Below are 24,725 nucleotides of genomic sequence, written 5' to 3'. Positions count from 1 at the left end.
TGTTCGACGAGGGTTTTGTTGCGTCGTGCGAGGGTTTCGAACATGACGTTGACTTGTTGTCGCAGGTGGGCTTGTTCGCCTGCGAGTCGGAGTGCTTCGTTCTTCATCGAGTCCACGGCCCGCGACACCTCCCCGACTTCTTCGTCGGTGTCGATGCTGATGGGGGGGAGTTGGACGCTGTTGATGTCGGCGCCGTCCTTGACTGCGGCGATCGCGGCCGGGAGTTCGGCGTTGGAGGCAGTCAGGGTGTCGTCTCGGAGGCGCCGCAGGGGGATGTTCAGCGACCGCGCGACGAACAGGGCGAGGACGAGGGCTGCGATCAGGATGATGGCGACGAGGATCGCGTCGCGGGTGGCGGCGGAGCGGGCATCGGAGGTGAGCTTGTCGAGTGTCTCTGAGATCTGCTCGCTGGCAAGGACGATACCGTCGGCATACGCCGGCTGCGCCGACACCATCGAGGCACGAAGCTGCTCACCGAATTCGCGGGTCGGGGTGTAGTTCTGGATCAAGCTGCGCCGTGCTCCGATATCGGCGAGCATCCCCTCGATCTGGCCCGTATCGAGATGGGAGCCGAGGAGGAGCCGCAGCGTCGATTCTTCTCTGTCGATCGCTTTGGTGGCGAGTGCCTTGGCCGCTTCGGGGTCGGTCGCGAGCATCCCGAGCGATTCCGTCTCCTGGAGCAGGTTGAGCTGTGCGTCCCACATGGTGAGGAGGTTGTTGGCATCGACAAGTGCCACGTTGTCTTCGAGAAGATCGAAAATGCTGCGGAAGATGTCTTTGCACCGTACGAGGAAGTCGGTGGTCCGCCGTTCGCGTTCCTCCGGTGAGATGTTCCCGCCCATCACCGCATCGTTGAGGATCGCGCCGTCCGCCAGGAGCGCTTCGAGCTCGCTCGCGATGGCGGCTTCCAGGCCGGTCTCGGCAGCGATGCCGGCAACGGTCCGACTCGTTTCGGCCACTTCCTCCGAGGTGGACAACGTGGGTGCGAGACCGAGGCCCGTCACGGTGACCATGCTGATCAGGGAGGTGGAGTATTCGAGCAGGGCCGGGGTGACGGCGATCTGCTCGGACAAGGCCTTGTACCGGCGCGCTTCGTCGAGCTGGGTGGTGATGCGGAGCCCGCCGAGCACGATCGCGGCGAGCAACGGAACAGCCAGGACGACGCCGAGCTTGTACTTCAGTCGCCAGTTGCCGATCTGCAACACACGGGTGCGGCGGAGATTCACGCTCGGACGGACCTTTCACGAAAGACGAGTGGCAGCTGCGGCACCACAGTGCCGGAACACGGTTCTACTCCACTTCGGTGATCTTGTACATGTCTCATCCCAAAGTTTGCGTAAAAAACGAACTGGAGATCGTCGGTGGTCTAATCGAGCGGTTTCACGAAGGGGAATGCGAGGGATTCGCGGATGCTGCCCCCCAAGATCAACATCACGATCCGGTCGACGCCCATACCCAATCCGCCGGTCGGAGGCATCGCGTACTCGAGGGCGCGCAGGAAGTCGTCGTCGAGTTCCATCGCTTCTTCGTCGCCGCCGGCCGCGCGGAGCGATTGTTCGGTGAGTCGCGCTCGTTGATCGATCGGATCGGTCAGTTCGCTGTAGGCGGTGCCGAGCTCGACACCCCACGCGACGAGATCCCACTTCGCCGCGACACCTCGTTTCCGCGGGTGGGGCCTGGTCAGCGGTGAGACGGAGGCGGGGAAGTCGGTATAGAACGTGGGAAATTCGGTACGTGATTCGACGAGGTGCTCGTAGAGTTCCTGCGCGGTGGCGCCCGAGTCCCAGGCCGGATCGTAGGCGATCGAGCGTTCGTCGCACATCCGGCGCAGTACCTCGACCGGAGTTTCCGCGTCGACGAACGTGCCGAGCGCCTCGGACAGCGCGTCGTGGAACGTCTTCACCGGCCACTGGCCCGAGATGTCGATCTCTACCGGCGTGCCGTCGTCGTCGGGGCGAACGATGATCTCCCGCCCGTGCGCGGCGACCGCGGCACGCTGTATCAAGATGCGAGCGAGTGTGAGCATCGTCTCGTAGTCGCTGTGTGCCTCGTACGCCTCGAGGATCGTGAATTCCGGATTGTGTTTGAAATCTGTACCTTCGTTGCGGAACACGCGTCCGATCTCGAACACCTTCTCCATTCCCGCCACACACAGGCGCTTGAGATACAGCTCGGGCGCGATGCGCAGATACAGGTCGGTGTCGTAGGCGTTGATGTGCGTGGTGAACGGTGCAGCGTTGGCCCCGCCGTGTACCGACTGCAGGATCGGCGTCTCGACCTCGAGATACCCGCGGTCCTGCAGTTGGTCGCGTAGGGATCGCACTACGGCACTGCGGGCGGCGAGCAATTGCTGGGCGCTGCGGTCGATGGCCAGATCCACGTAGCGTCGGCGGACCTTCGCCTCCGCATCGACCAGGCCGCGCCACTTGTCGGGCAGCGGGTGCAGGCATTTACCGTTGATGCGCCACGAGTCGGCCAGCAAAGAGGTCTCGCCGCTGCGACTGCGACCCATCTCTCCGGACACTTCCACGAGATCGCCGAGATCGAACAGGAATTTCCGACCACCGACACGTTCGCGGTCGACGAGGATCTGCAGATCGCCGGACCAGTCGCGCACGACGGCGAACACGACTCCACCGAAGTCGCGGATTCGCAGGATTCGTCCGGCGATCTGGACGGGACCGCCGCGTGTCGTGGCGAGCGCCTCGGCGACGGTATGGGTCGGCGGGTCGGCGACCGGATACGGGTCGACACCGTACTCGATGATCCTCTCCAGCGTGTTCAACCGCACCCTGTCCTGCTCGGGACGTCGAGGAGAAGTGGCAGTGTGCGTAGAGCGAGATGAGCCGAATCCGGTCTCCGGCGTATGTCCGTCGTCGTGCGGTGTTTCGAGCCCGTCGGGGACCATCGAATGGGTTCCGGTGTGTTTCATGAGTTTCCGACGCCCGAAGGTGGGTACGGTGAGGAAGCCCTCAGCCACCGAGGAGGCCAGTGCCACGCGGGGGATCTCACGGTTGTCGCGGAAACAGAGGAATCGCGGGACCCATTCGGGGTGGTACTTGACGTTGGATCGGTAGAGTGCCTCGAGCTGCCACCACCGGGAGAAGAACAACAGGATCGAGCGCCACAGCCGCATGATCGGGCCGGCGCCGATGCGAGAACCCTCCTCGAAAGCGGAGCGGAAGACCGCGAAGTTCAACGAAATCCGATTGATTCCGAAAAGTGGTGCGTGCGTGGCAAGTTCGGTGATCATGAACTCGACGACGCCGTTCGGTGCCGCGGGGTCGCGGCGCATCAGATCGAGCGACACATTGGTTTCGCCCCAGGGCGCGAGCGACAACATCGCGACCGGTGTCCCGTCGGTGAGGGCCTCGACAAGCAGGCAGTTCGCGTCGAGTGGATCACCCAGCCGGCCGAGTGCCATCGAGAATCCGCGTTCGGTATCGGTGTCGCGCCAGGCGTCGGCAAGCCGGATGACATTGGCCATCTCGACGGTGCCGACATCGTAGTGTCGTCGAATCCGCACGGACACACCGTGTTTACGTGCCCGGTTGACGGCCTGCCGCACCGGCTTCATGTCGTGGCCGGTGAGGGAGAACCCCTGCGTGTGCAGTACGGCCTCGTCGCCGAGCTGCAGGACAGACAGCCCGGCACGGTGATACGCCTGCGCGCCGTCCTCACTCGCGCCCATCACGGCGGGAGTCCACCCGTAGGCGCGGGCCACCCCGAGCCATTCGTCGATTGCATGCGGCCATGCTTCGGGGTCGCCGACGGGATCACCCGAGGCCAGGCACACACCGATCTCGACGCGATAGGTGACGGCGGCCTTGCCGCTCGGTGCGAACACCACGGCCTTGTCGCGTCGCGTCGCGAAGTAGCCGAGTGAATCGTCACCGTGCTTGTCCAGAAGGGCTCGGATCGCGGATTCGTCCGTGTCGGTGAGCGCATTCGACGAGCGTTGCGACCGGAACAGCACGAGCAGCGAGGCGAGCAGCGCGAGCGCGCCGAGGAATCCGAGGGTGGTGCTGACGAGCCAGTGCGTATGCCCACCGAACTGATCGTTGTCGATGAAGGTCAGGGCGGTGACGCGATTGATCGCCCACCACAAGCGGTCGTCGGAAGGCAAGGATCCGGGGAACAGTTCCACGAGGCCCCAGCCGATCAGCGTCGCTGTGGCGAGGCCTCCTACGAGCACCGCCAGCGACCACGGGATCGACCCCGGCCGCACGCGCGTGTCGAACTCGCCGAACGAGAGCAGTAGTACGCCGACGAGCAGCAGATGCACGATCAGCGCCGCGAGATGATGCAGATCGCGGTTCGCGATTGCGAGCATCAGATTGGTGAGGGCGAACCCACCGAGGTAGATCGTGAGGATCCACCAGGCGATACGTTTGCGCCCTGCGATCGCGGCGGCAAGTACCGCAACGACGAGCGCGAACGACAGACTCGTGTCGGGTGCGTCGAAGTAGTACTCGTCGACGTATTCGCGGGGCGTGTGGAGCCAGAGGCGCAACGTCGGGGAAAGCGACCACAACGCGACCACGCCCGCATACACGGCGAGCGCCACCCCGAAGACGTGCGGCACCGCCGCCAGGCGAGCGCGGAAACGGGAGGGTGCTGGGGGAGACGGAGCCGTCACCGGGGACGATGGATCCGGCCTCGCGGTGATTTCCGCAGACATGCCCCGACCGTAACGCCCTCGCGTGCGTGTTGCGAATGAACGACGCTACGGCACGCTGATCGTGTCGGTGCCTGCCCGAGCGCCGGGGTCATTGCGAGAGAGTGTGCTCGGCCACCAGATCTTCCTGCCGATGTCGATCGTGAGCGCCGGGACCACCAGCGACCGCACCAGCAGCGCATCGAGCAGTACGCCGAATGCCACGATGAACGCGAGCTGCGCCAGGAACAGCAGCGGGATCACGGCCAGCGCGGAGAACGTTGCGGCGAGCACGATTCCCGCCGACGTGATCACCCCGCCGGTGACGGTGAGTGCCCGCAGCGTACCGACACGCGTCCCCACCTTCGTGGTCTCTTCGCGCACCCGTGTCATGAGGAAGATGTTGTAGTCGATGCCGAGTGCGACGAGGAACACGAACCCGAACAGCGGCACCACCGGATCGGCGCCTGGGAAGCCGAATACATGGTTGAACAGCAGCGACGACACGCCGAGGGTGGCCGCGAACGACACGATGACGGTGAGCATCAGCAGGATCGGCGCGACGACCGCCCGCAGGAGCGCGATGAGCACCAGCAGTACCACGAGCGTGACCACCGGAATGATCAGCGTGCGGTCGCGGGTGGCGGTGTCCTTGGTGTCGAGATCGACCGCGGTGGGTCCGCCGATCAGCGCATCGGCTCCGGGCACCGCGTGCACGGCGTCACGGAGCCGTTCTACGGTCTGCTCGGCGTCGAGCGAGTCGGCCGGATCGGAGAGCGTGGCCTGCGCGGCGATCCGTCCGTCGACGACAGCCGGGGTGCCGTCGGGTCCGGCGACCGGATCGACGGTGGTGACGCCCTCTATCCGAGCGGCGCCGATGACGGCATCGAGCGACGATTCGTTCGCGATGATCACGGTGGGGGAGCCGCTGCCGGCGTCGAAGTGCTCACCGAGGATCTGCTGCCCGGACTTCGAATCGGTCTGCAGGAGGAACAGATCGGACGACGCGACACCGCTGGCCTTGAACTGCGGCAACAGCAGGGCGAACGCGATGAGGACGAGGCTGCACACGATCCAGATCGGGCGGGGTTTCGACCCCACCCATCCGGCGATCCGGCTCCAGAAGCGGTGGGCCTGGTCGAGATTGTCGCTGTCGAAACCCGGTTCGTACTTCGGCCGGGTGGGCCAGAACGCGGCTCGGCCGAGCAGGACGAGTGCGGCGGGCAGGAACGTCATGGATGCGACGAACGATGCTGCGATCCCGATCGCGGCGACGGGGCCGAGCCCGCGGTTGGAGTTCAGATCGGACAGCAGCAGGCACAGCACACCCAGGATGACCGTGCCGGCCGACGCCGCGATGGGTTCGAGGACGCCGCGCCACGCGATGCGCATCGCGGTGTACTTGTCGTCCCGGATGCGCAGTTCCTCCCGGAAGCGGGCGACGAGCAACAGCGCGTAGTCGGTGGCCGCACCGAACACCAGGATGAACATGATGCCCTGGCTCTGCCCGTTGAGCGCGATCGTGCCTGCCTCGGCGAGCAGGTAGACGAGGAGGCTGGCGAGCGCGAGCGCGAACACGGCCGAGATCACGACGACGAACGGCAGCAGCGGACTGCGGTAGACGACGATCAGGATGAGCAGCACCACGCTGCCTGCCACGAGCAGCAGCAGACCGTCGATTCCGGCGAACGCGGCAGACAGATCAGCGGCTTGCCCGGCCGGCCCGGTCACGTGGACGGTGAGGCCCTCGGGTGCGGCCTCGAGCGCGGTCCGGAGCTCTTCGACGGCGTCTTTGACCTCGACGCTGCTGTCGATCGGCACGATCATCTGCGCGGCCTGCCCGTCCTCGGACGGAATGGGCGGCGGCCCTGCCGATTCGGTGGCGAGGAATGCGAGGTCATCCGGGGTGATCCCGCCGTCGCGCTCGGCGACGACGATGGCCGGGATGGCATCGCTGTCTCTGAACTCGGCGTAGATTTCGTCGGCACGGGTGGATTCGGCTGATGCGGGGAGGAAGGAGCTCGCGTCCGTCGAAGCGACCTCGCTGAGTTTGCCGGCGAAGGGCCCACCCCCGCCCGCGATCCCGAGCCACACCAGCAGCAGAACGGCGGGTATCAGCCACCGTAGACGCGAACGACGCGGATTCGGTGCCGCCGTGGTGTTCAAATGCTCCTCCTGGTCAGGCGGTGGCGACTCCGGCGGAGTCGCTGATCGACCGGATCACCCCGAGTAGCCGTTTCGTCTGCTCGGGTGCGAACAACTGTGTCGGGCCCTGGGATGCGGTGTCGGTGAACGGTGCCTCGAACAGCAGCTTCGGATCCATCTCGCCGTGGCGGGTGAGGTGGCCGATGACGAGGTTGATGAAGTCGATCTGGCTGGCGGTGGCGGTGCGTTCACCGAGGAACTCCGCGAATGCCTCCTGCACGGCCTGCTGGTCGAGGCCGACGAGAGAGCGGATGAACCGTCCGAGCCCGTGGGCGTTGGCGACGGCACGGTCCAGGTCTTCGGGCGCACCGGCTCCGCTGCGGGCCAGCAATTCCTCGAGCGATTCCAGATCGGCCTGTGTCAACGGTGTGCCCGAACGCAGCTTTCGCAAGGCCAGATTGTCGGGTTGGCGGCGCAGGTAGTCGCGAACCTTGGCGGTGTAGCGTTCCACGTCGGTGCCGGACCGCATTTCTGGCATGCCGCGTTCGAGGATCTCGCCGCGAGTGTCGGTGAAGTCGGTGTACACCACGACGCGCTTCTTCTTCTCGAGCAGCCCGACGATGGAGCGCAGTTCGCGTCGTGCGTGTTCGAGCATCTCCACGGTGATGTCCTGCCACCACTCGTCGCCGGCGACCTCGCGGAGCAGTTCCTCCTTGGCTTTCACCTTGGGGATCGCGAGCCCTTCGTCGAGGAGTCCGTCGGCGACACCGCGAACCACACCTTCGTGCTTGGGCAGGCTTCCGTCACCGACGATCACGGCGAGTTGGCCACGCAGGACGGCGAGGTCGAATCGTTTGGCCATCTCGTCGGTGTCGCGCACGGTACTCGGCAGGCCCGCGAGGTCATCGATGATCTCGGCGGCCTTCTGCTCGGTCAGCGACTCCCAAGCGCCGCGGTCGGTGTACTTCTCCACCGTCCGTAGTCGCGTGCGGACGATGAAGTTGTCCGGGCGCATCCCGGCGACGTGAGCGTGCAGGGTGTCCGCCGTCGCGCGGCGTAATTCCTGTGCGGCACCGGTGCGGTCGAGTGCGGTCACGAGGTCGGTCCGGGCGGTGAACAGCCGCTCGGACAACGACGGCGCGAGCGCCCCTTCGGACGCGTCCGGGTGCTGATCGAAATAGTCGAAGTTGCCGCACGCGTCGAAGATGAAGAAGTCCGTCTTGTCCTGGCCGGGCCCGTACAGATCGGGGCGCAGTCGGGTACCACGGCCCACCATCTGCCAGAACTTCGACTTCGACCGCACCGGTTTGAAGAAGACGAGATTCACGACTTCCGGTACGTCGATGCCGGTGTCGAGCATGTCGACGGAGATCGCGATGTGTGGTTCCTGGCCGGGCTGGGAGAACGTGTCGATGAGATCCTGGCTGTAGTTGACCGAATGAGTGATGACCCGAGCGAACGAACCCTTGAACTCGGGGTAGTTGGCGTCGAAGCGTTCGGCGATGAAGCGTGCGTGCAGTTCGTTCTTGGCGAAGACGATGGTCTTGCCGAGCCGGTCGCCGCCGGCGACCCGGTGCCCGTGGGTCATCAGCGTTTCGAGCACCTTGTCGACGGTGTCGATGTTGAACAGCCACTTGTTGACGGCCTCGGCCTGCACGTGGTCGGGGATCTCGTCGTCGGCCACATCGTCGCCCCAGTCGATGGATTCGTACCGCTTCTTCTCCTCGTCGGTGAGGGTGGCGTAGCGGATTCCCTGCAGCGGGAACGTGAGTGGCACGGATACGGCGCGCGGTGGGACGAGGTATTCGTCGGCGATGGCCTGCTCGAGTGAGTAGTTGCCGGTGGGGACACCGGTTTCGAGGTGGAACAACTGGTAGGTGTTGTAATCCACCTCGTCCTTCGGGGTCGCGGTGAGCCCGAGCAGCAGCGAATCGAAGTACCCGAAGATGTGTCGGTACTTCTGGTACACAGAGCGGTGTGCTTCGTCGACGACGACGAGGTCGAAGTAGCCGGGGCCGAATCTGCGAGTGCCGCCGTCCGTGTCGTCGATCAGGCCCATCATCGTCGGGTAGGTGGAGACGTACACACGACCCTCGGTGTTCTTGTCTGTCAACAGATTCACCGGTGACGAGTCGGGAAGGTGCGTCTTGAACGCCCCCACAGCCTGCTTGACGAGGGCTTTGCGATCGGCGAGGAACAGCACCCGCTTGACCCAGTTGGCCCGCATCAGCATGTCGGCGAGGGCGACGACGGTGCGGGTCTTCCCGGAGCCGGTGGCCATCACGAGGAGCGCGGCGCGCTGGTTCTCCTGCTCGAACCGCTCCGAGACGGCGCGGATCGCCTTCTCCTGATAGGGCCGGCCCGCGATCTGCTGCGGGACGGGAATCTCGGCGAGCGGCTTCCTCGACGAGCGGCGGGCCATCAGCAGATCGAGTTCGTCGCGGGTGTGGAATCCGGCTACCGGCCTCGGTGGGTAGCGCAAGTCGTCCCAGAAATAGTGCTCGAATCCGTTGGTGTAGTAGATGACCGGGCGCCGGCCCGTCATCTGCTCGAGGCAGTCGGCGTACAGCTTCGCCTGCTGCTTCCCCACGGTGGGGTCGGCGGTGGTCTTCTTCGCTTCGACGATGGCGAGCGGCAGTCCGTCGGCGCCCCACAGTACATAGTCGACGAACCCGTTCTTGTCGTCGGGCATTCCGGTGACGGGGTATTCGCGGTCGCGTTTCTGGTCGAGTAGCCACCCGGCTTCGCCGAGCAGGAGGTCGATGAGGTCGCGACGGGTCTGCGCCTCGTCGTAGTCGTGGGTGTCGGGTGTCGCGGTGCTCGCCTGCTGGGCGGCGGCGATCTGGGCGCGCAGGTCTCTGATGAGCTGTTCGCTGCTCGCCTTCTCGAGTGCTGCCTGTTCGACGGCCGCGTCGCGGGCTTTCACCTGTGCGATGAGGTCGTGTTTCTCGGCCTCGGACTGCTCGAGCTGGGCGTCTTTGGCCGTCAACTCTGCTTCGAGCTTTCCGAGCTGCGCCACGGTCTTCGCGACGACGGCGCCGCCGCCGGGTTTGGGCAGCCGGTTCGGGTCGAGCTGTTGCTGCGGTGACGGTTTGCTCGACGGCTGCGTCGCATAGGTGCGGGCCAGCCACGACAGGATGTGGAACAGTTCGGCGAGCGCCCTCTGGCCGGCGTCCTTGGGTACCGGACGAGCCTCATGGACGGCGGTGTTGCCGAGTTTCCGGATCAGATCCATCTTCGAGACCAGCGAGTGGCCCACGACAGCGACGAACTTGCCGTCGTGCAGCCGGGCGGCAAGATCGGACTTGTACGGTTCGGGTAGGTTCTGGGTGCGGTAGATCCACCGCACGGTGTGCTCGACGGTGCGGCGCGCGTAGAAGCAGGTGGTGCGGGGATCGAAGAGTGCGTCTCGCTCGGCCTTCTTAGCCTCGGCGTGCAGCTGCGGCCACTCGGCCTGCAGGAAGTCGAAGTTCCCCACCATGGGCTTGCGCTCCTCTTGTGACGTGGCTGTCCTGCGCAGATTCTGGCACAGCGCATGTTCGGTAAGCCCGAACCTGGGGACGATAGCCGACGGCACCGACAGCGTGGGTGCCAGAAATGCCACAACTTTGAGCAAGCCCGCTGCCGTCAAAGTTTATGGTGTCAACCGTTGCTCATCGGCGCATCGAGTGAAGGATAGTACGTCACGGATAGAGATAGGAGGGCTGGTCGTCTACGATCCGCGCGAACAACGCGTGCAACCGATCGAGGTTGCCGACGGCACCGTGTGATCTATCGGGGAGGCTCGCTTTCACGCTCAGTGACTGTGACTGCTCCGCCGCCCGCTACTGGCGGCAGGTCGTTCGGGTTTTGTCCAGCCGCAGCGTCCCGTGCAAATTCTTCGTATGTTGCGGGTTCGCCATCTTCGATGAACGGATCCTCAACCGACGGATCGTAGTCGCCCTCGATCGAAGGCTCGTCGCTCGGAGCAGGATCCTGCGAACTGAACACGGTAGTTCCCTCCCGACCGGCCGGTTCACTGGTGCCGGTGGAGTTGCGATGCGCCACAACCGCGCCGCCCATGATCGACGTGACAACCAGTACAGCGCCCACCAGACATGCGGACTTCAGCTTCACATTCTCTTCCGACATCGTTGTCAATGATGCATCTCAACAACTACGCCCGCCAGGTCGTGCTTCCGATCCCCGAAGTAGAGTCCTGTTGACGATCGGATTGAAGGGCGGAAGCCTCGGCAGGGCCGTTCTCCTACTGAAGTTCAAGTTCGACGTTGCGGAATTCGAAGATGTCCACGAGCCAGTGGAACACTGTCGGACCCTCGGCGGCAATCGCGCGGTCCAGCTCTCGACGCACTCTCGCCTTGTGGTCGGGATGGCAGTGCGCGAACCGGACCTCGAGCTGGCGAACGGTCTCTGCGTACCCGAGGGCTGAGCGTGACTCGCTGCCGTGCTGCCAGATGAAGCGAAACTTCCCGTCCGCGGGTGTGCCGTAGCCGCCGGTCAGACAGTCAGCGAATGCGTCCAGATTGTGGCCGAAATACCCACCTGGCCCCGATACTGCTTCGCCCACAACGGAGAAAAAATCCTCGAGCGATCGAACTTGACGGCCGTCTATGAAGTACACGGCATCTCGCTTCGGCATTCCAGCTCCATCCCTCCCGATCCAGGGCTCATCTAACAGTGGTTCCCGGTGGTTGCTCGCTCGTTCGTCGATGCTGCACGCATAGCCCAGGTGGGCGGCGAATCGCCGGCCCCGGAGTGAGGCCAGCACGTGCCGGGCGGTATCCATGCCGACGAACCTACCGCGGCGATCACCAGGGAAGACCCTGCCTCGCAGCAGGGAAACGCTAGGGTGCGCGCTATGCCGGAAATCGCGCGTCGGCGGCGGCCGCAGCCGCCCCCGCCGCACATCGTCTACCAGGCCCTGATCGACCCCGACCGGGATCCGAGGCGCCCGTGGTTGATTCTGCACGAGGACGAACAACGCCCCGAGGTCGTCGAGGCTGTCGAGCCGGGTCTGGTGGTGTGGACGTCGATCTGGCCGTGGCGCCGCGATGCCCGGATCCGTTTCGAGCTCTCCGGATCACGGCGCAGCGACACCACCTTGTGCTGGAGGCTGACGGTCGATGATCCGATACCGGACGACGAGACGATCATCCGGATGCGCAAGCGCGTGAACGTGCTCATCAACGCCAATTTGCGCTCGACGTTCGGTCAGTAGCTTCTTGCTCCTACCAGGATGTTCCGAGCGTTGGACCGCGGTGTTCGAGGCCTACGCCCGGGTTCTCCCTCCGGCTCATCGCCGGACCGGCCCTGCAGCCGGTGAGGTCGAGCCGGTCACCTGGGGTGAAGTGGCGGAGGCGAACGGCCGTATCGCGCACCCGTTGATGGAGTGGGAGTTCATCACCGCCGCTGCTGCGAGCCGCCGCCAGGGACAGCCGGGCCTGTGGGACAAATGTCCGGCGACCGGAAATCTGGACGGCTCAACCGCCCGCGCCCTGATCGCCGTGCTCACCTCCTTCACCACGACCGCGGACCAGTGCTGGTTCGCGATATGGGAAGGCCACACCAACCTCGACGATGTCCGTGAACACGCTGGCCGCATGCAGGCAGGGTGGATGGAAATGTTCCTGATCGCCGATGCGATCACCGCGGCAGGCAACCGGTTCCGCACTCTGCTCTCGCCGAACCTGTGGTGGCCGCAGGACCGTGCATGGTGTGTGGGGACGGATATCGACCTGATGGCCAGCTATGTGGGCGGGTCCAGGCAGTGCATCGAGGCGGTCCTTGCCTCTGCCGAGTTGGAGGCATTGTTCGCGGTCGCGGACGGCCGGGTGGACGAGCTGGTGCGGCAGGGGCGCAAGGGTGCGTTGGCGGCGCTGCGGGATACACAGTTGCTCAAGACGACCTACGCGTGGGGTCTGCGGCGGCGCGAGGTGCTGGGCCTGGACCTGGTGGATCTGCGTTCGAACCCGAAGGCACCGCAGTGGGGCAGCTTCGCGTTGATACATGTGCGGCACGGCAAGTCGTCCAAAGGCAGCATTCCCAAGCGTCGCTCGGTGCTCTCGCTGCCGGAGTTCGAGTGGGCCATCGAGGGTCTGCGGAGCTATGTCGAGCAGGTTCGGGATCGGTTCCATCCGGCCGCGAATCCGGGATTGTGGCCGACCGAGCGGGGCACCCGGGTGGTGGGCTACCGAGTGTGCAGCGTCCGCAGCTGAACGTCCCGTCGGGGCCGGTCAGCAGTTCGGTGCAGCGGTCGTCTTGCCGCACCGCCAAGGTCGTCAAAGTGCGGGGACGAGCAGGGGCGACGGATCTGTTTCCGGTGTGCCCAACTGCTGGCCCCGGGAGGCCGATTGCGCGTCGTGGGGCTTTCTGCGAACAAGACCGTAGTCGATTGGATCATCGCCGGGGCGCTTGTCCTCCCGATCCGCGTGATGAGCAAGATCCACAACGAATCTGATTACCCTGGCATGACGACCGAGCAGCCGCGGGAGTCACTCGCTGATATCCGGCGCACCGCTGCCATGGTGCTGCCGGGCAGCGAGCCGTATCCGCCGCCTTTACTACCGCTACACGCTCGACTGGACCAAGCCCGCTTCCCGATGACGGTTGAACAATTCCTCCCCGAATAATGGGCTTCCACCGGTAGTGAGCTCCCCCCAATGATCGGCAGTCACCGCCAATGCCTGGCGGGGGTCGTCACGCGAGGGACGGTTGCGGTCGATCGCAGCGAACACGGTGCGCAACGGCGGCTTTGTCGGCTTCGGTGACGGTGCCACCGGCGAGACGGACGCCTGCGGTGGCGAGTTGCTCTGGATCAGCTTGTCGGAGGCGAGACGATTCGCACCGATCTCGGCGCGCTGGCGACGGTGAAGCCGCACCTCCGTGCGGCCACTGTGAGCGGTTCCGGGTTCGGGTCGGTCGGCCAGGTCGCAGCCTCGCCCGCGTCACTGAACAGGGCGACCGCGTTCGGGGTCGGCCCGGTGGTGAACCGGGTCTGGTACTGGATTCCGGCGAAGCTGACGGCATCGAACGCAGCGGCCCACTCCTGCGGCACCGCGTACGGCGTAATCGAGGCCAGCTCTCGGGTGAGGCCGAAGTCCGCGGCCTCACCCGCGCAGGTGTCGGCCACCCGGTGGTCGTGCGGTACGGCCAGGGTCGACAGCTGCCGGGTAGCGGCGAAGGCGTCGGTGATGATCCCGGTGGTGGCCAGCGCCTCCCCGACGGTCTCCCGGATCGCGGTGAGCTCGTCGAACGCGAGGTAGCAGGTGCCTCGCGGCGGCGTGAGGTCGAACCGGCCGCCGCCGTCCGAGGAGAACCACCAGGGACCGTTGGCGGCACGGTGCCCGCGGACGAGTGGCTGCGCCGAGGTGACCTCGCATTCGGGGAACCCGGTCAGTGGCCGGGCCGGGGCCTGCAGGGCAACAGAGCCTCGTGTCATGCGCGCCACCGCTCGGCATCGGCGAGGGCCAGCGCCATGACGGTGTCGAGGGGGTGGCCGCCGGTGACCCAGCCGACGGCGGTGTCACCGTCGAGCCCCGGTTGCCGACTGCGCAGCCAGATCGCGCAGGTCCACGGGTCGGCGGCCTCGCGCAGGGTCTGCCACAGGGTGATCAGGTGCGGGTGCACCGTGCCTTCGGCGGTGAACTGCCAGGTGGGGTAGACCCATCCGCCGCCGTCGAGCTGACAGGCGATCACCGTGCCGGTCATGACTGCCTTGTTGACGGCCTGGCGGCTGACGCCCCACCACCGGGTCAGGCCGCTGGTGTCGTAGAACGGGCCCACCAGCAGGTCGTAGACACCGGTGGTGGGCAGCGCGGCGGCCATCGATGCGGCGATGGCCTCGACGTCGTCGAAGACCTCGGCCGGGACGCCGGCCGCGCGTGCGTCACGGAACGTCGCGTGGACGCGGCGGGTGAGAAGCTCCAGAAGCTTGCGCTCCTGCTCGACCAGGGTGGGGGTGTCCATGCGAAGCCCTCCTAGCTGGTCAACCATGTCAATCACATTCTCCGTTTGATCGTCAACCATGTCAACCAGCCGGGCGGCTGGGTTGTTCCGGCCTCCCCGAGGTTGGCTCCGCCGACCTCTTGTGCCGCTCCGGGCGTCGGCCGGAACGGCTCGGTCCGACCAACTGGGCGCGGTCACCTGGTGCAGTCGCAACCGCAGAACCCGCACCTGCCGGGAGGCGAGTGCGGGTTCTTCTGGTCGAGTCAGCTGCCGTCGATCTCGAGAAACGTGAGGAACTCGGCGAGCACCTTGTCCGCCACCTTCTCGTCGGCAACGTGCGAGACTGGGCGTGCGATGTTCCGCGGCGGCGCGAACGACTCACCGGCCTTCTCGATACCGACGGTGCGCAGGTCCCCGGCCCACTCGAAGACGTCCTGGAACAGGTACCGGTGCACGGACTGCAGGTGCGTCAAGTCGTAGGTACGTGGCACCAAGAGGGGATCGTCGCGCAGCTCGGCGACCCGGATCTCGACGAGGTCGTTCTCAGCGTCGGCGAGTTCGTCGCGAGTGGTGGCACCGACCCGATTGCGAAGCACGTCGGTGCCGGGCAGGAAGTAGCCATCCCAGTTGGCCTCGATATCCCCGGTGTCCCACGGACGCGGGGTGCTCACTGGCGGCCACCGTGATGCGTCACCATTGCGGCTCTGCCTCACGGGTGTGGCGGGCCGTTGTCATCACTCCGGGTGACGCCGGTATCTCTGCGCCTCGGCCGTTCCCGCCGGTATCGGTGCCGGGCGAGGGCACCAGCGACAAAATGGTCCAGGTGGTGTCGGTGGTTGACCCGCGGGCGGCGGTCTGGGTCGATGTGAGGTGGCGCGATCCATTCGACGCGACCCGGATGCGCAGCCTCGGGCGGTGCGACGCGGGTTTGCCAGCCGCCGGGGCCGTCGTGGACGAGGGCATGGCAGCTGTCGCAGGCGAGATCCTCGTTGGTGATGTCGGTGGCGCCGCCGTGCTTCCACTCGTCCACGTGGTGAACGGCCGTGAGGGAGGCAGGCGCATCGCAACCGGGGCGCGTGCACCCGCGAGACGCTGCGATGAGGGCGAGTCGCTGATCCACCGAGGCGAGGCGCCGGGCGCGGCCGAGATGAAGGGGCCGGCCGTTATGGTCGAAAATGGTGAGTACCGGGTGGGCGTTTTGCGCCATGCGCAGCGCATCCCTGATGGGAACGATGCCGCCGGTGGCGGTGGTCCCCACGCCGGACGCCTTCTCGAGCTGGTGCACGGACATGGTGATGATCGCTGTCACCGGGAGGCCGCGATGACTGCCCAGCACACCGGACGAGAGCATCTGCCGCAGTGCAAATTTAAGGCCGTCGTGGTTGCGTTGTGCCGCTGTGCGGGTGTCGCGGGCAGCGGCCTTCGCCATCTCCGTACGGTCCAGATCCGGGGAATCGACATCCCCAGAGGGCGATTCGGGATCGTCGGGGTTGTTCATGCCGGGGCGGGCGAGTTTGGCGAGCACCGGTTCGAGGAGCGCCCGCGTCTCCGGGTCCAGTAGGCCGGAGACCGGGGTCATGAGATCTGTGCCCTGCTTGCCGAGTCGCAGGCCGCGGCGACGCTTGCGTTCGCGTTCGTCAGGGGCGTTACCGTCCGGGTTGAGGTGGGCGAGCAGATGGATGCCGATCTTGGTGACGTCTTCCGGGGTGGTGGAGCGGGCGGCGTCGGCGAGAATTTGCTCTGCGACGTCGATTTCGTCGGCGGTGGTGCCGCTCGGGAGTTGCCGCATGGTCTTGGCGATTGCGGCAACGTGGTCGGGGCCGATGGCGCCTTCGCGGCTGGCCGACGCGGTGGCGGGCAGTGTGGCGTCCATTGGCTCACCGCTGAGGGAGTGCCAGGTGCCGGTCTTGGTGGCGCCTTTCACGCGTTTCGAGGCGTCGGCTCCCGAGATGCGGAGCGTCGAGACGAGGAAATCGTTGATGGAGCGGCAGGCGAGGTGTGCGGGGATGGACCGTTCGACGGATTCGACGACGAGCCGGTGCCCGACAGCAGCGGCCTTCCGCAGGGAGACTTCCATCCGCTGCAGTGCTTCGACGATATCGGTTTCGGACAGGCCCGTCAGCGGCTCGGCGAGTAGGCCCTCGACGGCAGCGTCGAGGGCAGCCAGGTGGTGCCCCACTTGGCTGAGCCCGTCAACGCCATCATCCGAAAGCATGTTCGAAGTATAGCCGGACCCTCCGACAAGAATCCGAGGTCCACTCACGCCACGAACCTCGATTCCATCCCGCCGCCGGACTGCGGAATCGTCCCTTGCGTCGACACTCTGGGGTCGACGATGCAACGTTATGCAATGACACGGCACCGCAAAGTTAAGTTGCATAATTTTTGCAAAGTATTGCGTATTATTGAGACGTGGATGCAGAAGATGTCCGTGCACTCATTGCCGCGGGAGAGTCGATGGCAATCGAGTTCAAGCGGGGCAAGCGGAACAAGTTCAACGACACCGACCTGGTCGAGGCTGTGGTATGTCTGGCCAACGGCAGGGGCGGCACATTGCTGATAGGCGTAGAGGACGACGGGAGGGTCACTGGCGCGGATCCTCGGCATGATCTTGTCACCCACCCGGACCGCATCGATGCGCTGATCACGAACAAGACTTCTCCGATCGTGCAGACACACACCAGCGTCGTAGACATGGATGGCAAGGAGGTAATCGTCGTTGAGGTTCCTCCTTCGGCCCGGGTAACGGGAACCGCAGACGGCAAGTACTTACGTCGCGCTATGAAAGTGGACGGAACGCCTGAATGTGTCCCGTTCGCTGCGCACGAGATGCTGGCTCGCGAAATCGACCGCGGCGCAATTGACTACGCATCGCTTCCCGCTCACGGCGCAGACTGGTCCGATCTCGACCCGCTGGAATTCGAACGGTTCCGCCGCCTCGCCACGGCATCCAACGCGGATCTTGCAATCGCTGAGTTGGAGGGTGTGGACATCTGCCGAGCACTCGGCGTAGTGCATGTCCAAGCCGACGGTAGCGTCCGTCCCTCTCTCGGGGCTGTCCTGCTGTTCGGTAAGTCCGATGCCATCAGCCGGTTCATCCCCAACCATGAGACGGCCTTCCAGTTGCTGAATGGCTTGTCGCTCGAGGTGAACACGTTCGCCCGCGATCCGTTGTTCAAGTCCGCGGAAGACCTGATGTCGCGGTTCCAAACGTGGAACCGCGAAGAGGAGGTCGAGTTCGGACTGCTTCGTGTGGCGATCCCGCTGGTACCGGAAACTGCAGCGCGCGAGGCCATCGCCAACGCGTTCGTGCATCGCGACTACACCGCAATGGGGGCCGTTCGGGTGGAAATCACCGACGAGGCGTTCATCGTTACCAGCCCTGGAGGGTTCCCGCCGGGGGTCCGGCTGGACAACCTCCTGACTATGTCCCAACCGCGCAGCCCGATTCTCGCGGATGCCTTCCGTAGAGCTGGCATCGTCGATCGTTCGGGGCGTGGCATCAACAAAATGTACGCGTCGCTTCTGCGTATCGGCCGGGATGCACCCGATTACAGCAGGTCGAGCGAGTCGTCGGTCGTCGCTGTCGTTCCGCTGGGTGATGCCGACCTCGCGCTGGCTCGGCTCATTGCGCAGCAGGAAAGCAGGTCCGGCACACAGTTGAACCTATTCGGCCTCCGGATCCTGCATGAACTGCGGGTCGAACCTCAGCTGTCGATTTCGGAGATCGCTCGGTACCTCGGTATCACCGAGGGTGAGGCACGCTCGGGAATCGCCCGCATGGTCGACGCTGGGTTGACGGAGATGCGTGGAACCGGCCGCGGCCGCACCTATCACCTGTCATCAGCCGTGTACCAGGCGCTCGACAATCAGTCCGCGTACGGGAGGGCTCGCGGCACTAGCGTCATCCAGCGCGAACAGATGGTTCTCCAGTACGTGTCGACCTACGGATCCATTACCCGTGCGCAGGCCGCTGAACTTTGCCTGATCACCCCGAGCGCCGCCAGCACGCTGCTTCGGAGCATGGCACGCAAAGACCTACTTACGCTCCGCGGGAGTCGTCGCACATCGCACTATGTCACTCCCGAAAGCTAGTGGTTTCACCGATCCCCGGCCTTCGACGACATCGGTTTCGGGCAGGACCGTCGGTGGTTCGGCGAGTAGGCCCTCGACACAATCGGAGGCTTCGTTGTCCACCACGGTCGCATGACCGATGTCAACTCGGCGGCCCTGGAGGAGGCGCTCGCCGCCGTCCCCGACACCGAACGGGAAGCCTTCGTGCTCGGTGTGGTCGGCGACGACACCAACGGCGACGGACTCGATCCCGCACTGTGGGGACTGCCGCCGGCATCCGCCGACCGTAAACGCGCCGCGCTGGAGAACCTGCGCCGCCAGTACCGTGCACGACGCGCTGTGGCGGACGCGTCCCTGACCCGGACGGAAGCAGCGGAACTGCTGGAGGTGTCCGAGCAGGCCATCCTCGACTGCCTCAAGACCGGAGACCTGATCGGGCTCAAGAAAGGCCGTGAATGGAGACTGCCCGCGCTACCGGATCGCGTTGCTGCGGCCCACCGCGCCGTTTGCTCTGCTCGATCTACGCGGACAAGGAGCTGCGATGCGGATCGGCGCGTTGCCCTCGCTGGCCACCGGCGACTACCCGCGGCCCCGCACTCAGCAGTGGGCGAGGGCGATCTACGAGGATCAGCCCGTGGCTCGCCGTCGTATACACGGTATCTACTACGACGCGGCGCACTCGAACGGATCCGCACTGGCGTTGTGGAATACAGAATCCCGCGTCGAGGTGGTCCACAGCACCCGTGGCGACGTCCAGGACTTCGCGCTCACCGAGCCCCGGATGTGGCCGCGCATTGTCGCCGCCGCGGTCGCTCTGGGGATGCGCGCCGACCTCGTCACTCGCTGCCCGCTCTGCCCGTAACGACCCGGCGGCCGAGAATCCGGGCGATGCTTCCGATCTGGCGAACACTTCTGTGTTGACGCCCATCGTCGCGCATGGGATCATCCCTGAACCGGCCTGAAACCAGGTCGACCCCGGAGGGTGCTGGAACACCAACCGGGGTCTGGGCACACGACAGACAGGACTGTCATGCACCGTAGGGTGGAGTCTATCCACACGCCCCCAGGGGGCGCGTCTCATGGTTCGGCCTTCGACGCCGATCCCCTCTTTCTCACCCCGCCGGGGTATTTGCTGACGTCCTGACTTCACGAGCCTCTCGACACCTCCGTCGAGGGGCTCGAGGTGTGTCGTTTCGACGTGTGCGGGCCGTTCCGGTAGCCGCGGCACGTCGGGCGTTCGTCGCTCATCACCCGAGGTCCGACGTCAGCGCATCGACGCTGCGCGCAGGGGTGCCATTCCCGTGCGTGAAACCGACTGGGCGCCAGTATCTTTGTCTCCACTGCTGGCGGTGGAGCACCCGATCGTGCGGGTCGACACGAACGACCGGGTCCAGCGTAAGCCGCACGTCACCTCCGACGTGGGGCCAGAAGCGTTGGCCGAGATGGTCTATCGGGGTATGGCGACCGGGCAGCGTTGGGGAAGGGGCCGAAGGCAAGCTCAGGGACCCGTAGGGTCTCCGTACGGTTGGGGGCAGCCGCCCGCAGGGCGCCCGCATCTTTACGCCGTCCCCCTGCTCTGTCTTTGGCGACATCGATACTTTCGGCTAGATGTCTGGCTAAACCAGGGCCATGATTGAGGCTACAATGGCACCTATGACGACTGTGCCGCTGGGCGAAGCCAAGGACAAACTGTCTGCGCTGGTCGAGAGCGCGGAGTCGACGCACGACATCATCACGATCACTCGACACGGGAAGCCGGCCGCGGTGCTCATGTCCGCTGAAGACCTGGAATCGCTGCACGAGACGATTTACTGGCTTTCGCGTTCTGGCACCCGCGAGGCGATCGCCGAGGCAGATCGGGAGTACGCGATCGGCCAGACGACCTCACTCGACGATCTACGCGCCGAATACGGCCTACCGCAGCGGTGACATCACAGCCGCCCGAGGCATACCGTGTCGAGGTTGCGTCACCGGCGCGGCGCGCCCTCTCGCGACTGCCCGGGCGGGTGGTTCACGCCGTCGTCGAGTTCATCTCAGGACCGTTGGCCGAGAACCTGCACCGGCTCAGCAAACCCCTACGCAACGAGTTCGAGGGCCTGCGGAGCGCGCGGCGCGGCGACTACCGCGTCCTGCTGCGCATTGATGACGTGGAACGGGTCGTTGTAGTCATCGACATCGACCACCGAGCCCATATCTATCGGACGTGACCGAAGAAATCCTCGTCGCTTGCGGACGGATGGACAGTCATTATTCGAAGTAGTCTTCATCGACCTCGACGACAGTGAAGGTCTGGCGGGTTTGGACGGCGACGCCGTACCGGATCATCAACTCTGCGAGGCGCTGACCGTCGATGAGGATGATGCGGGTGCCGATGTTCTGCGCGTACTCGCGGGCGCCGGAAGTGAATGAACTGGTGGTGATGAAGACACCGCGGGCAGCACCGACGCCGTGCAAGGCGCCAACGAACGCCTGAATCTCGGGTCGGCCTACGGTGCTATCCGCGGCATAACGTTTGGCCTGCACGTAGATGCGTTCGAGTCCGAGCGGGTCCTGGTCGATGACACCATCGACACCGCCGTCGCCCGAGCCGCCGATCCGGGCAGCCCGACCTTCGGTGCCGCCGTATCCCATCGCGACGAGCACATCGAGCACCGACTGTTCGAGAAAGTCGGGGTGTTGTTCCCGCAGCCGCTTGAGCAGGTCGGCCGCAACCTCGGCGTGCAGTCGTGCGACACCGGCCTCGATCTGCTCAACAGGGTCGCCCACAGAGTCTGGATCCGTCTCCTCAGCGGGCGTGACGGAGTTCGCCTGTCTTGCGGGGACGTAGTCCTGATACGCCGGAAGGGTTTTCAAGACCTTGTCGGTGATCCCATCGGGGTGTGCGGTGAGCAGTGCGCGGCCCGCATCGGTGATGGTGAAGGTGGCCCGCGCGGGCTTGTCGACGAGTTGCGCGCGGTACAGGCCGCTGAGCGCCCACCCGATCCGGTTGTCGGCGCGGCTCTGCCCCGACGGCAGGGCTTCCGTGCGCTGCTCGGCAGTGAGCCTGACATGATCTTCCACCGCCGCATGCAGGTCGCGCTTGCGCCAGGTGCCGCCGTCGGAAAGAACTTCCAGCACCGGGGTGAGGAAGCCATGCCACACGGGCATCTCCGACACCGGAGCACTCACAGCTCACCCCGGAACGCGCGGGACTGCAGGGAGGCGAAGAGGTCGTCAAGTTCCGCGAGGGCGGTGCGGTGTTGATCTTTGAGCAACTCGAGATGGCTGACACGATCCGCGAAGTCGTCCCTGAGTGTTTGGGGCGGAAGCGGTATCGACAACGCCCGCAAGATGGCAAGGTTGATGTTCTTCTGGGCAGATTCCGGTGCGCTCGCCTCAATAGTCTGCTGCAGAAAGGATAGCCAGACTCGCACGTACTCAACGGTCGAAGTGCTTGCCGTGAAGCCGACGACACTGTCCGGGAAACACGCGTCGAACTTCAGGATCCCTGTCTTCGCGATGTTTGCGGCGATGGTTATGCACAGGGTTCCCGCTGGCCACTTTTTACTCTGCCGCAAGCCAAGGTCTGAGTAGTACTGACCTGTGGACGAAATATAGCCGCCCGAGTTCGCAACCTCACCTGTCTGGACAAGTGGGTGCTCCGTGCCCAGCAATTCCGGTGCGTTCCGCGGGCGATGCTTCGAAACACCGCGATCCAGGACACCAACAGCTCCTAACGTCGTCAACTCCCATTCCTTCGGATTCATCACTGGATCGCCGAACATATCTATGAAGATCGACTGGGTCAGCTCGTCGAGGCGGGCGAGGGCTTCGCGGCGCTTGGCGCGGAGGGCGTCGGCGTGGTCGAGGATCGCCGCGATCCGCCGCTGTTCGCCGAGAGTCGGTAGCGGGATCGAAAGGGCCAGAAGGACATCACGGCCAACAGTGGCTTGGTTGACCCACTGTCGACACATCCCCTTGAATACTCCTCGCCCGAAGCTCATCTGGAGGTGCCGCGCAAGATAGGCCGGTTCGAGTTGGCTGTTTGCGCGAAGTCGCACGAAATGATTGCTGTAGACAGTCGGCTCGTCGCGCTCCGCGAAGAGCGCGGTTTTTCCAACAAGATCAGGACTGTTCGTCGCATTGAACAAGACATCGCCGGTCTGGAGCTGGAATGCCTCCAGGCGTGCCTTTGCAGCTGGTACCCGCCGCACCTTCGAATAGTCCAGACCGCCCTCTCTCGTTACGTTATTCATCCGGAACTGAGGGACGCCATCCGGGTCAAATTCTCCGCAAGCGAAGCCAGGCCGGGCATCCTCGATCACCTCACTGAGCGTGACTATCGGCCACCCACTCACGCCGCACCCCCGGCCAGCATCTCCCGCAGCCGCGCCATACCGTCGACGATGTCCTTCTCGATCAGGTCCAGCTCGTCGAGAATCTCGGCAGGCTTCCGGTGCTCGACCTCCTCGTGCACGATCTCCTTGTACCGATTCAAACTCAGGTCGTATCCCTGCGCGGCGATGTCGTCCTTCGGCACACAGAAGCTCTGCTCCGTCCGTGCCCGCTCCACCTCGTCGGAATCCCGGAGACTCCAGCGCCGCAGCACGTCCGGCAGGTTGTTCTTCGCGTGCTCGTCCTCGGACACCTCCGCGAGCACACCGAGTTTGCCCTCGTCCAGCAGCGGATTGCGCTTGTCGTCCAACGAGAACCCGTCGGCCTGCACGTCGTAGAACCACACGGTGTCGGTGCCGCCGGAGTTGGTCTTGGTGAAGAACAGGATCGCCGTCGACACCCCCGCATACGGCTTGAACACCCCCGACGGCAGCTTCACCACTGCGTCGAGCTTCTGCTCCTCGACGAGAATCCTGCGAAGTTCCTTGTGTGCCTTCGATGATCCGAACAGCACACCGTCCGGCACGATCACCGCCGCCCGCCCACCGGGCTTGAGCAGGCGCAGGAACAATGCCAGGAACAGCAGTTCCGTCTTCTTCGTCTTCGCGATCTGCTGCAGATCCTTCGCGGTGTTCTCGTAGTCGAGGCTGCCCGCGAACGGCGGGTTCGCGAGGATCAGCGAATATGCCTCCGCGTCACCGGTGTTCGCCTCCGCCAGTGAGTCGCGATAGCGGATGTCGGGCTGTTCGATGCCGTGCAGCAGCATGTTCATCGAACCGATGCGCAACATCGTGTTGTCGAAGTCGAACCCGTGGAACATCTCGTGGTGGTACTGTTCGCGTCCCTTGCCGGAGTTGATCTCATCCGCATGATTGGCGCGCATGTACTCCGACGCACCCACGAGAAACCCGCACGTACCGGACGCTGGGTCGACGATCGTGTCGCCCGGCTTCGGGGCCGTCATGTGCACCATCAACTCGATGATGTGCCGGGGCGTGCGGAACTGGCCGTTCTGCCCGGCGGCGGCGATCTTCGCCAGCAGGTACTCGTAGATGTCGCCCTTGGTGTCGCGGTTTCCCATCGGCACCGTGTCCAGCCGATCCACCACCCGCTGCAACATGCCCGCATTGGGGATCGTGAGCCGTGCATCCTTCATGAAGTGCGCATACGTGGAGTCCTCGCCGCGCATCTCCTTGATGAACGGGAACACCCGGTTGGCGACAATGTCGAACATCTCGTCGGCGTGGCGGCTCTTGAACACCGACCACCGCAAGTCGTCGTAGGGCAGGCCCTGTTCGTCGTCGCCCTCGGGGAACGGGTTGCCCTCGATGGGCTGCTCCAGCAGGTTGGCCCTCTCCAGCGCGAGGGTCTGCTCGTCGTCGAGACGGCGGATGAACAGCAGGTAGGTGATCTGTTCCATCACCTCGAGCGGATTCGAGATGCCGCCCGTCCAGAACGCGTCCCAGACAGCGTCGACCTTGTTCTTGATGTCACCGGTGATCACGGGTATCGCTACCTGCCTGTTCTGCTC

General features: G+C 64.9%; 18 protein-coding genes and 2 pseudogenes. 7 read left to right on the top strand and 13 right to left on the bottom strand.

What is annotated here, in order from left to right:
- From ACZI8W_RS25310 to ACZI8W_RS25285, 6 genes and pseudogenes are all read right to left on the bottom strand, one after another.
- Nucleotides 1–1,226 (bottom strand): annotated as a pseudogene (locus ACZI8W_RS25310) (ATP-binding protein); the annotation flags it as partial.
- 140 nt (nucleotides 1,227–1,366) lie between these two features.
- Entirely contained in the window at nucleotides 1,367–4,681 is a 3,315-nt protein-coding gene (gene lysX / locus ACZI8W_RS25305) for a bifunctional lysylphosphatidylglycerol synthetase/lysine--tRNA ligase LysX (protein WP_463371288.1), read from the bottom strand.
- A gap of 45 nt (nucleotides 4,682–4,726) precedes the next feature.
- Nucleotides 4,727–6,823, bottom strand: a complete 2,097-nt coding sequence (locus ACZI8W_RS25300) for an MMPL family transporter (RefSeq protein WP_463371287.1) — start codon at nucleotides 6,821–6,823, stop codon at nucleotides 4,727–4,729.
- A 13-nt stretch (nucleotides 6,824–6,836) separates the two neighbouring features.
- Entirely contained in the window at nucleotides 6,837–10,283 is a 3,447-nt protein-coding gene (locus ACZI8W_RS25295) for a DEAD/DEAH box helicase family protein (RefSeq protein ID WP_463371286.1), read from the bottom strand.
- 290 nt (nucleotides 10,284–10,573) lie between these two features.
- Entirely contained in the window at nucleotides 10,574–10,933 is a 360-nt protein-coding gene (locus tag ACZI8W_RS25290) for a hypothetical protein (RefSeq protein ID WP_463371285.1), read from the bottom strand.
- Nucleotides 10,934–11,048: 115 nt separating this feature from the next.
- Nucleotides 11,049–11,441, bottom strand: a complete 393-nt coding sequence (locus tag ACZI8W_RS25285; RefSeq protein WP_463371284.1) for a barstar family protein — start codon at nucleotides 11,439–11,441, stop codon at nucleotides 11,049–11,051.
- Between the two features lie 219 nt (nucleotides 11,442–11,660).
- Between ACZI8W_RS25285 and ACZI8W_RS25280 the strand changes: the two genes are divergently transcribed.
- The 3 genes from ACZI8W_RS25280 (at nucleotide 11,661) to ACZI8W_RS25270 (ending at nucleotide 13,431) form a co-directional block, all read left to right on the top strand.
- Nucleotides 11,661–12,020 carry a hypothetical protein gene (locus ACZI8W_RS25280; RefSeq protein WP_463371283.1) on the top strand — a complete coding sequence of 120 codons (360 nt, stop codon included), beginning with the start codon at nucleotides 11,661–11,663 and terminating at the stop codon, nucleotides 12,018–12,020.
- A 40-nt stretch (nucleotides 12,021–12,060) separates the two neighbouring features.
- Nucleotides 12,061–13,017: a hypothetical protein gene (locus tag ACZI8W_RS25275; protein ID WP_463371282.1), complete on the top strand. Its 957-nt coding sequence runs from the start codon at nucleotides 12,061–12,063 to the stop codon at nucleotides 13,015–13,017.
- A gap of 135 nt (nucleotides 13,018–13,152) precedes the next feature.
- The gene (locus ACZI8W_RS25270; RefSeq protein ID WP_463371281.1) at nucleotides 13,153–13,431 is read left to right on the top strand and encodes a hypothetical protein; all 279 of its coding nucleotides are present in this window, start codon (nucleotides 13,153–13,155) and stop codon (nucleotides 13,429–13,431) included.
- A gap of 185 nt (nucleotides 13,432–13,616) precedes the next feature.
- Here the strand turns inward: ACZI8W_RS25270 and ACZI8W_RS25265 are convergent, their stop codons facing one another.
- The 4 genes and pseudogenes from ACZI8W_RS25265 to ACZI8W_RS25250 all read right to left on the bottom strand — a co-directional run bounded on the left by ACZI8W_RS25265 (nucleotide 13,617) and on the right by ACZI8W_RS25250 (nucleotide 16,961).
- Complete coding sequence (locus ACZI8W_RS25265) at nucleotides 13,617–14,240, bottom strand: RES family NAD+ phosphorylase (protein WP_463371280.1); 624 nt, start codon at nucleotides 14,238–14,240, stop codon at nucleotides 13,617–13,619.
- The gene (locus ACZI8W_RS25260) at nucleotides 14,237–14,767 is read right to left on the bottom strand and encodes a hypothetical protein (RefSeq protein ID WP_463371279.1); all 531 of its coding nucleotides are present in this window, start codon (nucleotides 14,765–14,767) and stop codon (nucleotides 14,237–14,239) included. The genes ACZI8W_RS25265 and ACZI8W_RS25260 overlap by 4 nt, the downstream gene beginning before the upstream one ends.
- Before the next feature lie 302 nt (nucleotides 14,768–15,069).
- Nucleotides 15,070–15,417, bottom strand: a pseudogene (locus ACZI8W_RS25255) (Fic/DOC family protein); the annotation flags it as partial.
- Nucleotides 15,418–15,455: 38 nt separating this feature from the next.
- Nucleotides 15,456–16,961, bottom strand: coding sequence for an HNH endonuclease signature motif containing protein (locus ACZI8W_RS25250; RefSeq protein WP_463371278.1), 1,506 nt, complete (start codon nucleotides 16,959–16,961; stop codon nucleotides 15,456–15,458).
- A 197-nt stretch (nucleotides 16,962–17,158) separates the two neighbouring features.
- Between ACZI8W_RS25250 and ACZI8W_RS25245 the strand changes: the two genes are divergently transcribed.
- From ACZI8W_RS25245 to ACZI8W_RS25230, 4 genes are all read left to right on the top strand, one after another.
- Entirely contained in the window at nucleotides 17,159–18,841 is a 1,683-nt protein-coding gene (locus tag ACZI8W_RS25245) for an RNA-binding domain-containing protein (protein ID WP_463371277.1), read from the top strand.
- A 430-nt stretch (nucleotides 18,842–19,271) separates the two neighbouring features.
- Nucleotides 19,272–19,682 (top strand): RES domain-containing protein, encoded by a 411-nt coding sequence (locus ACZI8W_RS25240; protein WP_463371276.1) that lies wholly within the window; start codon nucleotides 19,272–19,274, stop codon nucleotides 19,680–19,682.
- 791 nt (nucleotides 19,683–20,473) lie between these two features.
- A complete protein-coding gene (locus ACZI8W_RS25235; RefSeq protein WP_463371275.1) occupies nucleotides 20,474–20,749 on the top strand; it encodes a type II toxin-antitoxin system Phd/YefM family antitoxin in 276 nt (91 codons plus the stop codon).
- Nucleotides 20,746–21,027, top strand: coding sequence for a type II toxin-antitoxin system RelE family toxin (locus ACZI8W_RS25230; RefSeq protein WP_463371274.1), 282 nt, complete (start codon nucleotides 20,746–20,748; stop codon nucleotides 21,025–21,027). Before ACZI8W_RS25235 ends, ACZI8W_RS25230 begins: the two co-directional genes overlap by 4 nt.
- 40 nt (nucleotides 21,028–21,067) lie before the next feature.
- Here ACZI8W_RS25230 and ACZI8W_RS25225 read toward each other — a convergent pair whose 3' ends face one another.
- The 3 genes from ACZI8W_RS25225 to ACZI8W_RS25215 are packed head-to-tail and all read right to left on the bottom strand — an operon-like array spanning nucleotide 21,068 to nucleotide 24,698.
- Nucleotides 21,068–21,967, bottom strand: a complete 900-nt coding sequence (locus ACZI8W_RS25225) for a restriction endonuclease (protein WP_463371273.1) — start codon at nucleotides 21,965–21,967, stop codon at nucleotides 21,068–21,070.
- Between the two features lie 17 nt (nucleotides 21,968–21,984).
- Nucleotides 21,985–23,124, bottom strand: a complete 1,140-nt coding sequence (locus ACZI8W_RS25220) for a restriction endonuclease subunit S (RefSeq protein WP_463371272.1) — start codon at nucleotides 23,122–23,124, stop codon at nucleotides 21,985–21,987.
- A 29-nt stretch (nucleotides 23,125–23,153) separates the two neighbouring features.
- Nucleotides 23,154–24,698 (bottom strand): type I restriction-modification system subunit M, encoded by a 1,545-nt coding sequence (locus ACZI8W_RS25215; protein WP_463371290.1) that lies wholly within the window; start codon nucleotides 24,696–24,698, stop codon nucleotides 23,154–23,156.
- Nucleotides 24,699–24,725: the final 27 nt, after the last annotated feature.

It is taken from the genome of Rhodococcus ruitaii (assembly GCF_055230935.1).
Note: the sequence above shows the minus strand (reverse complement) of the source record. Positions and strands in the feature narration are given on the sequence as shown.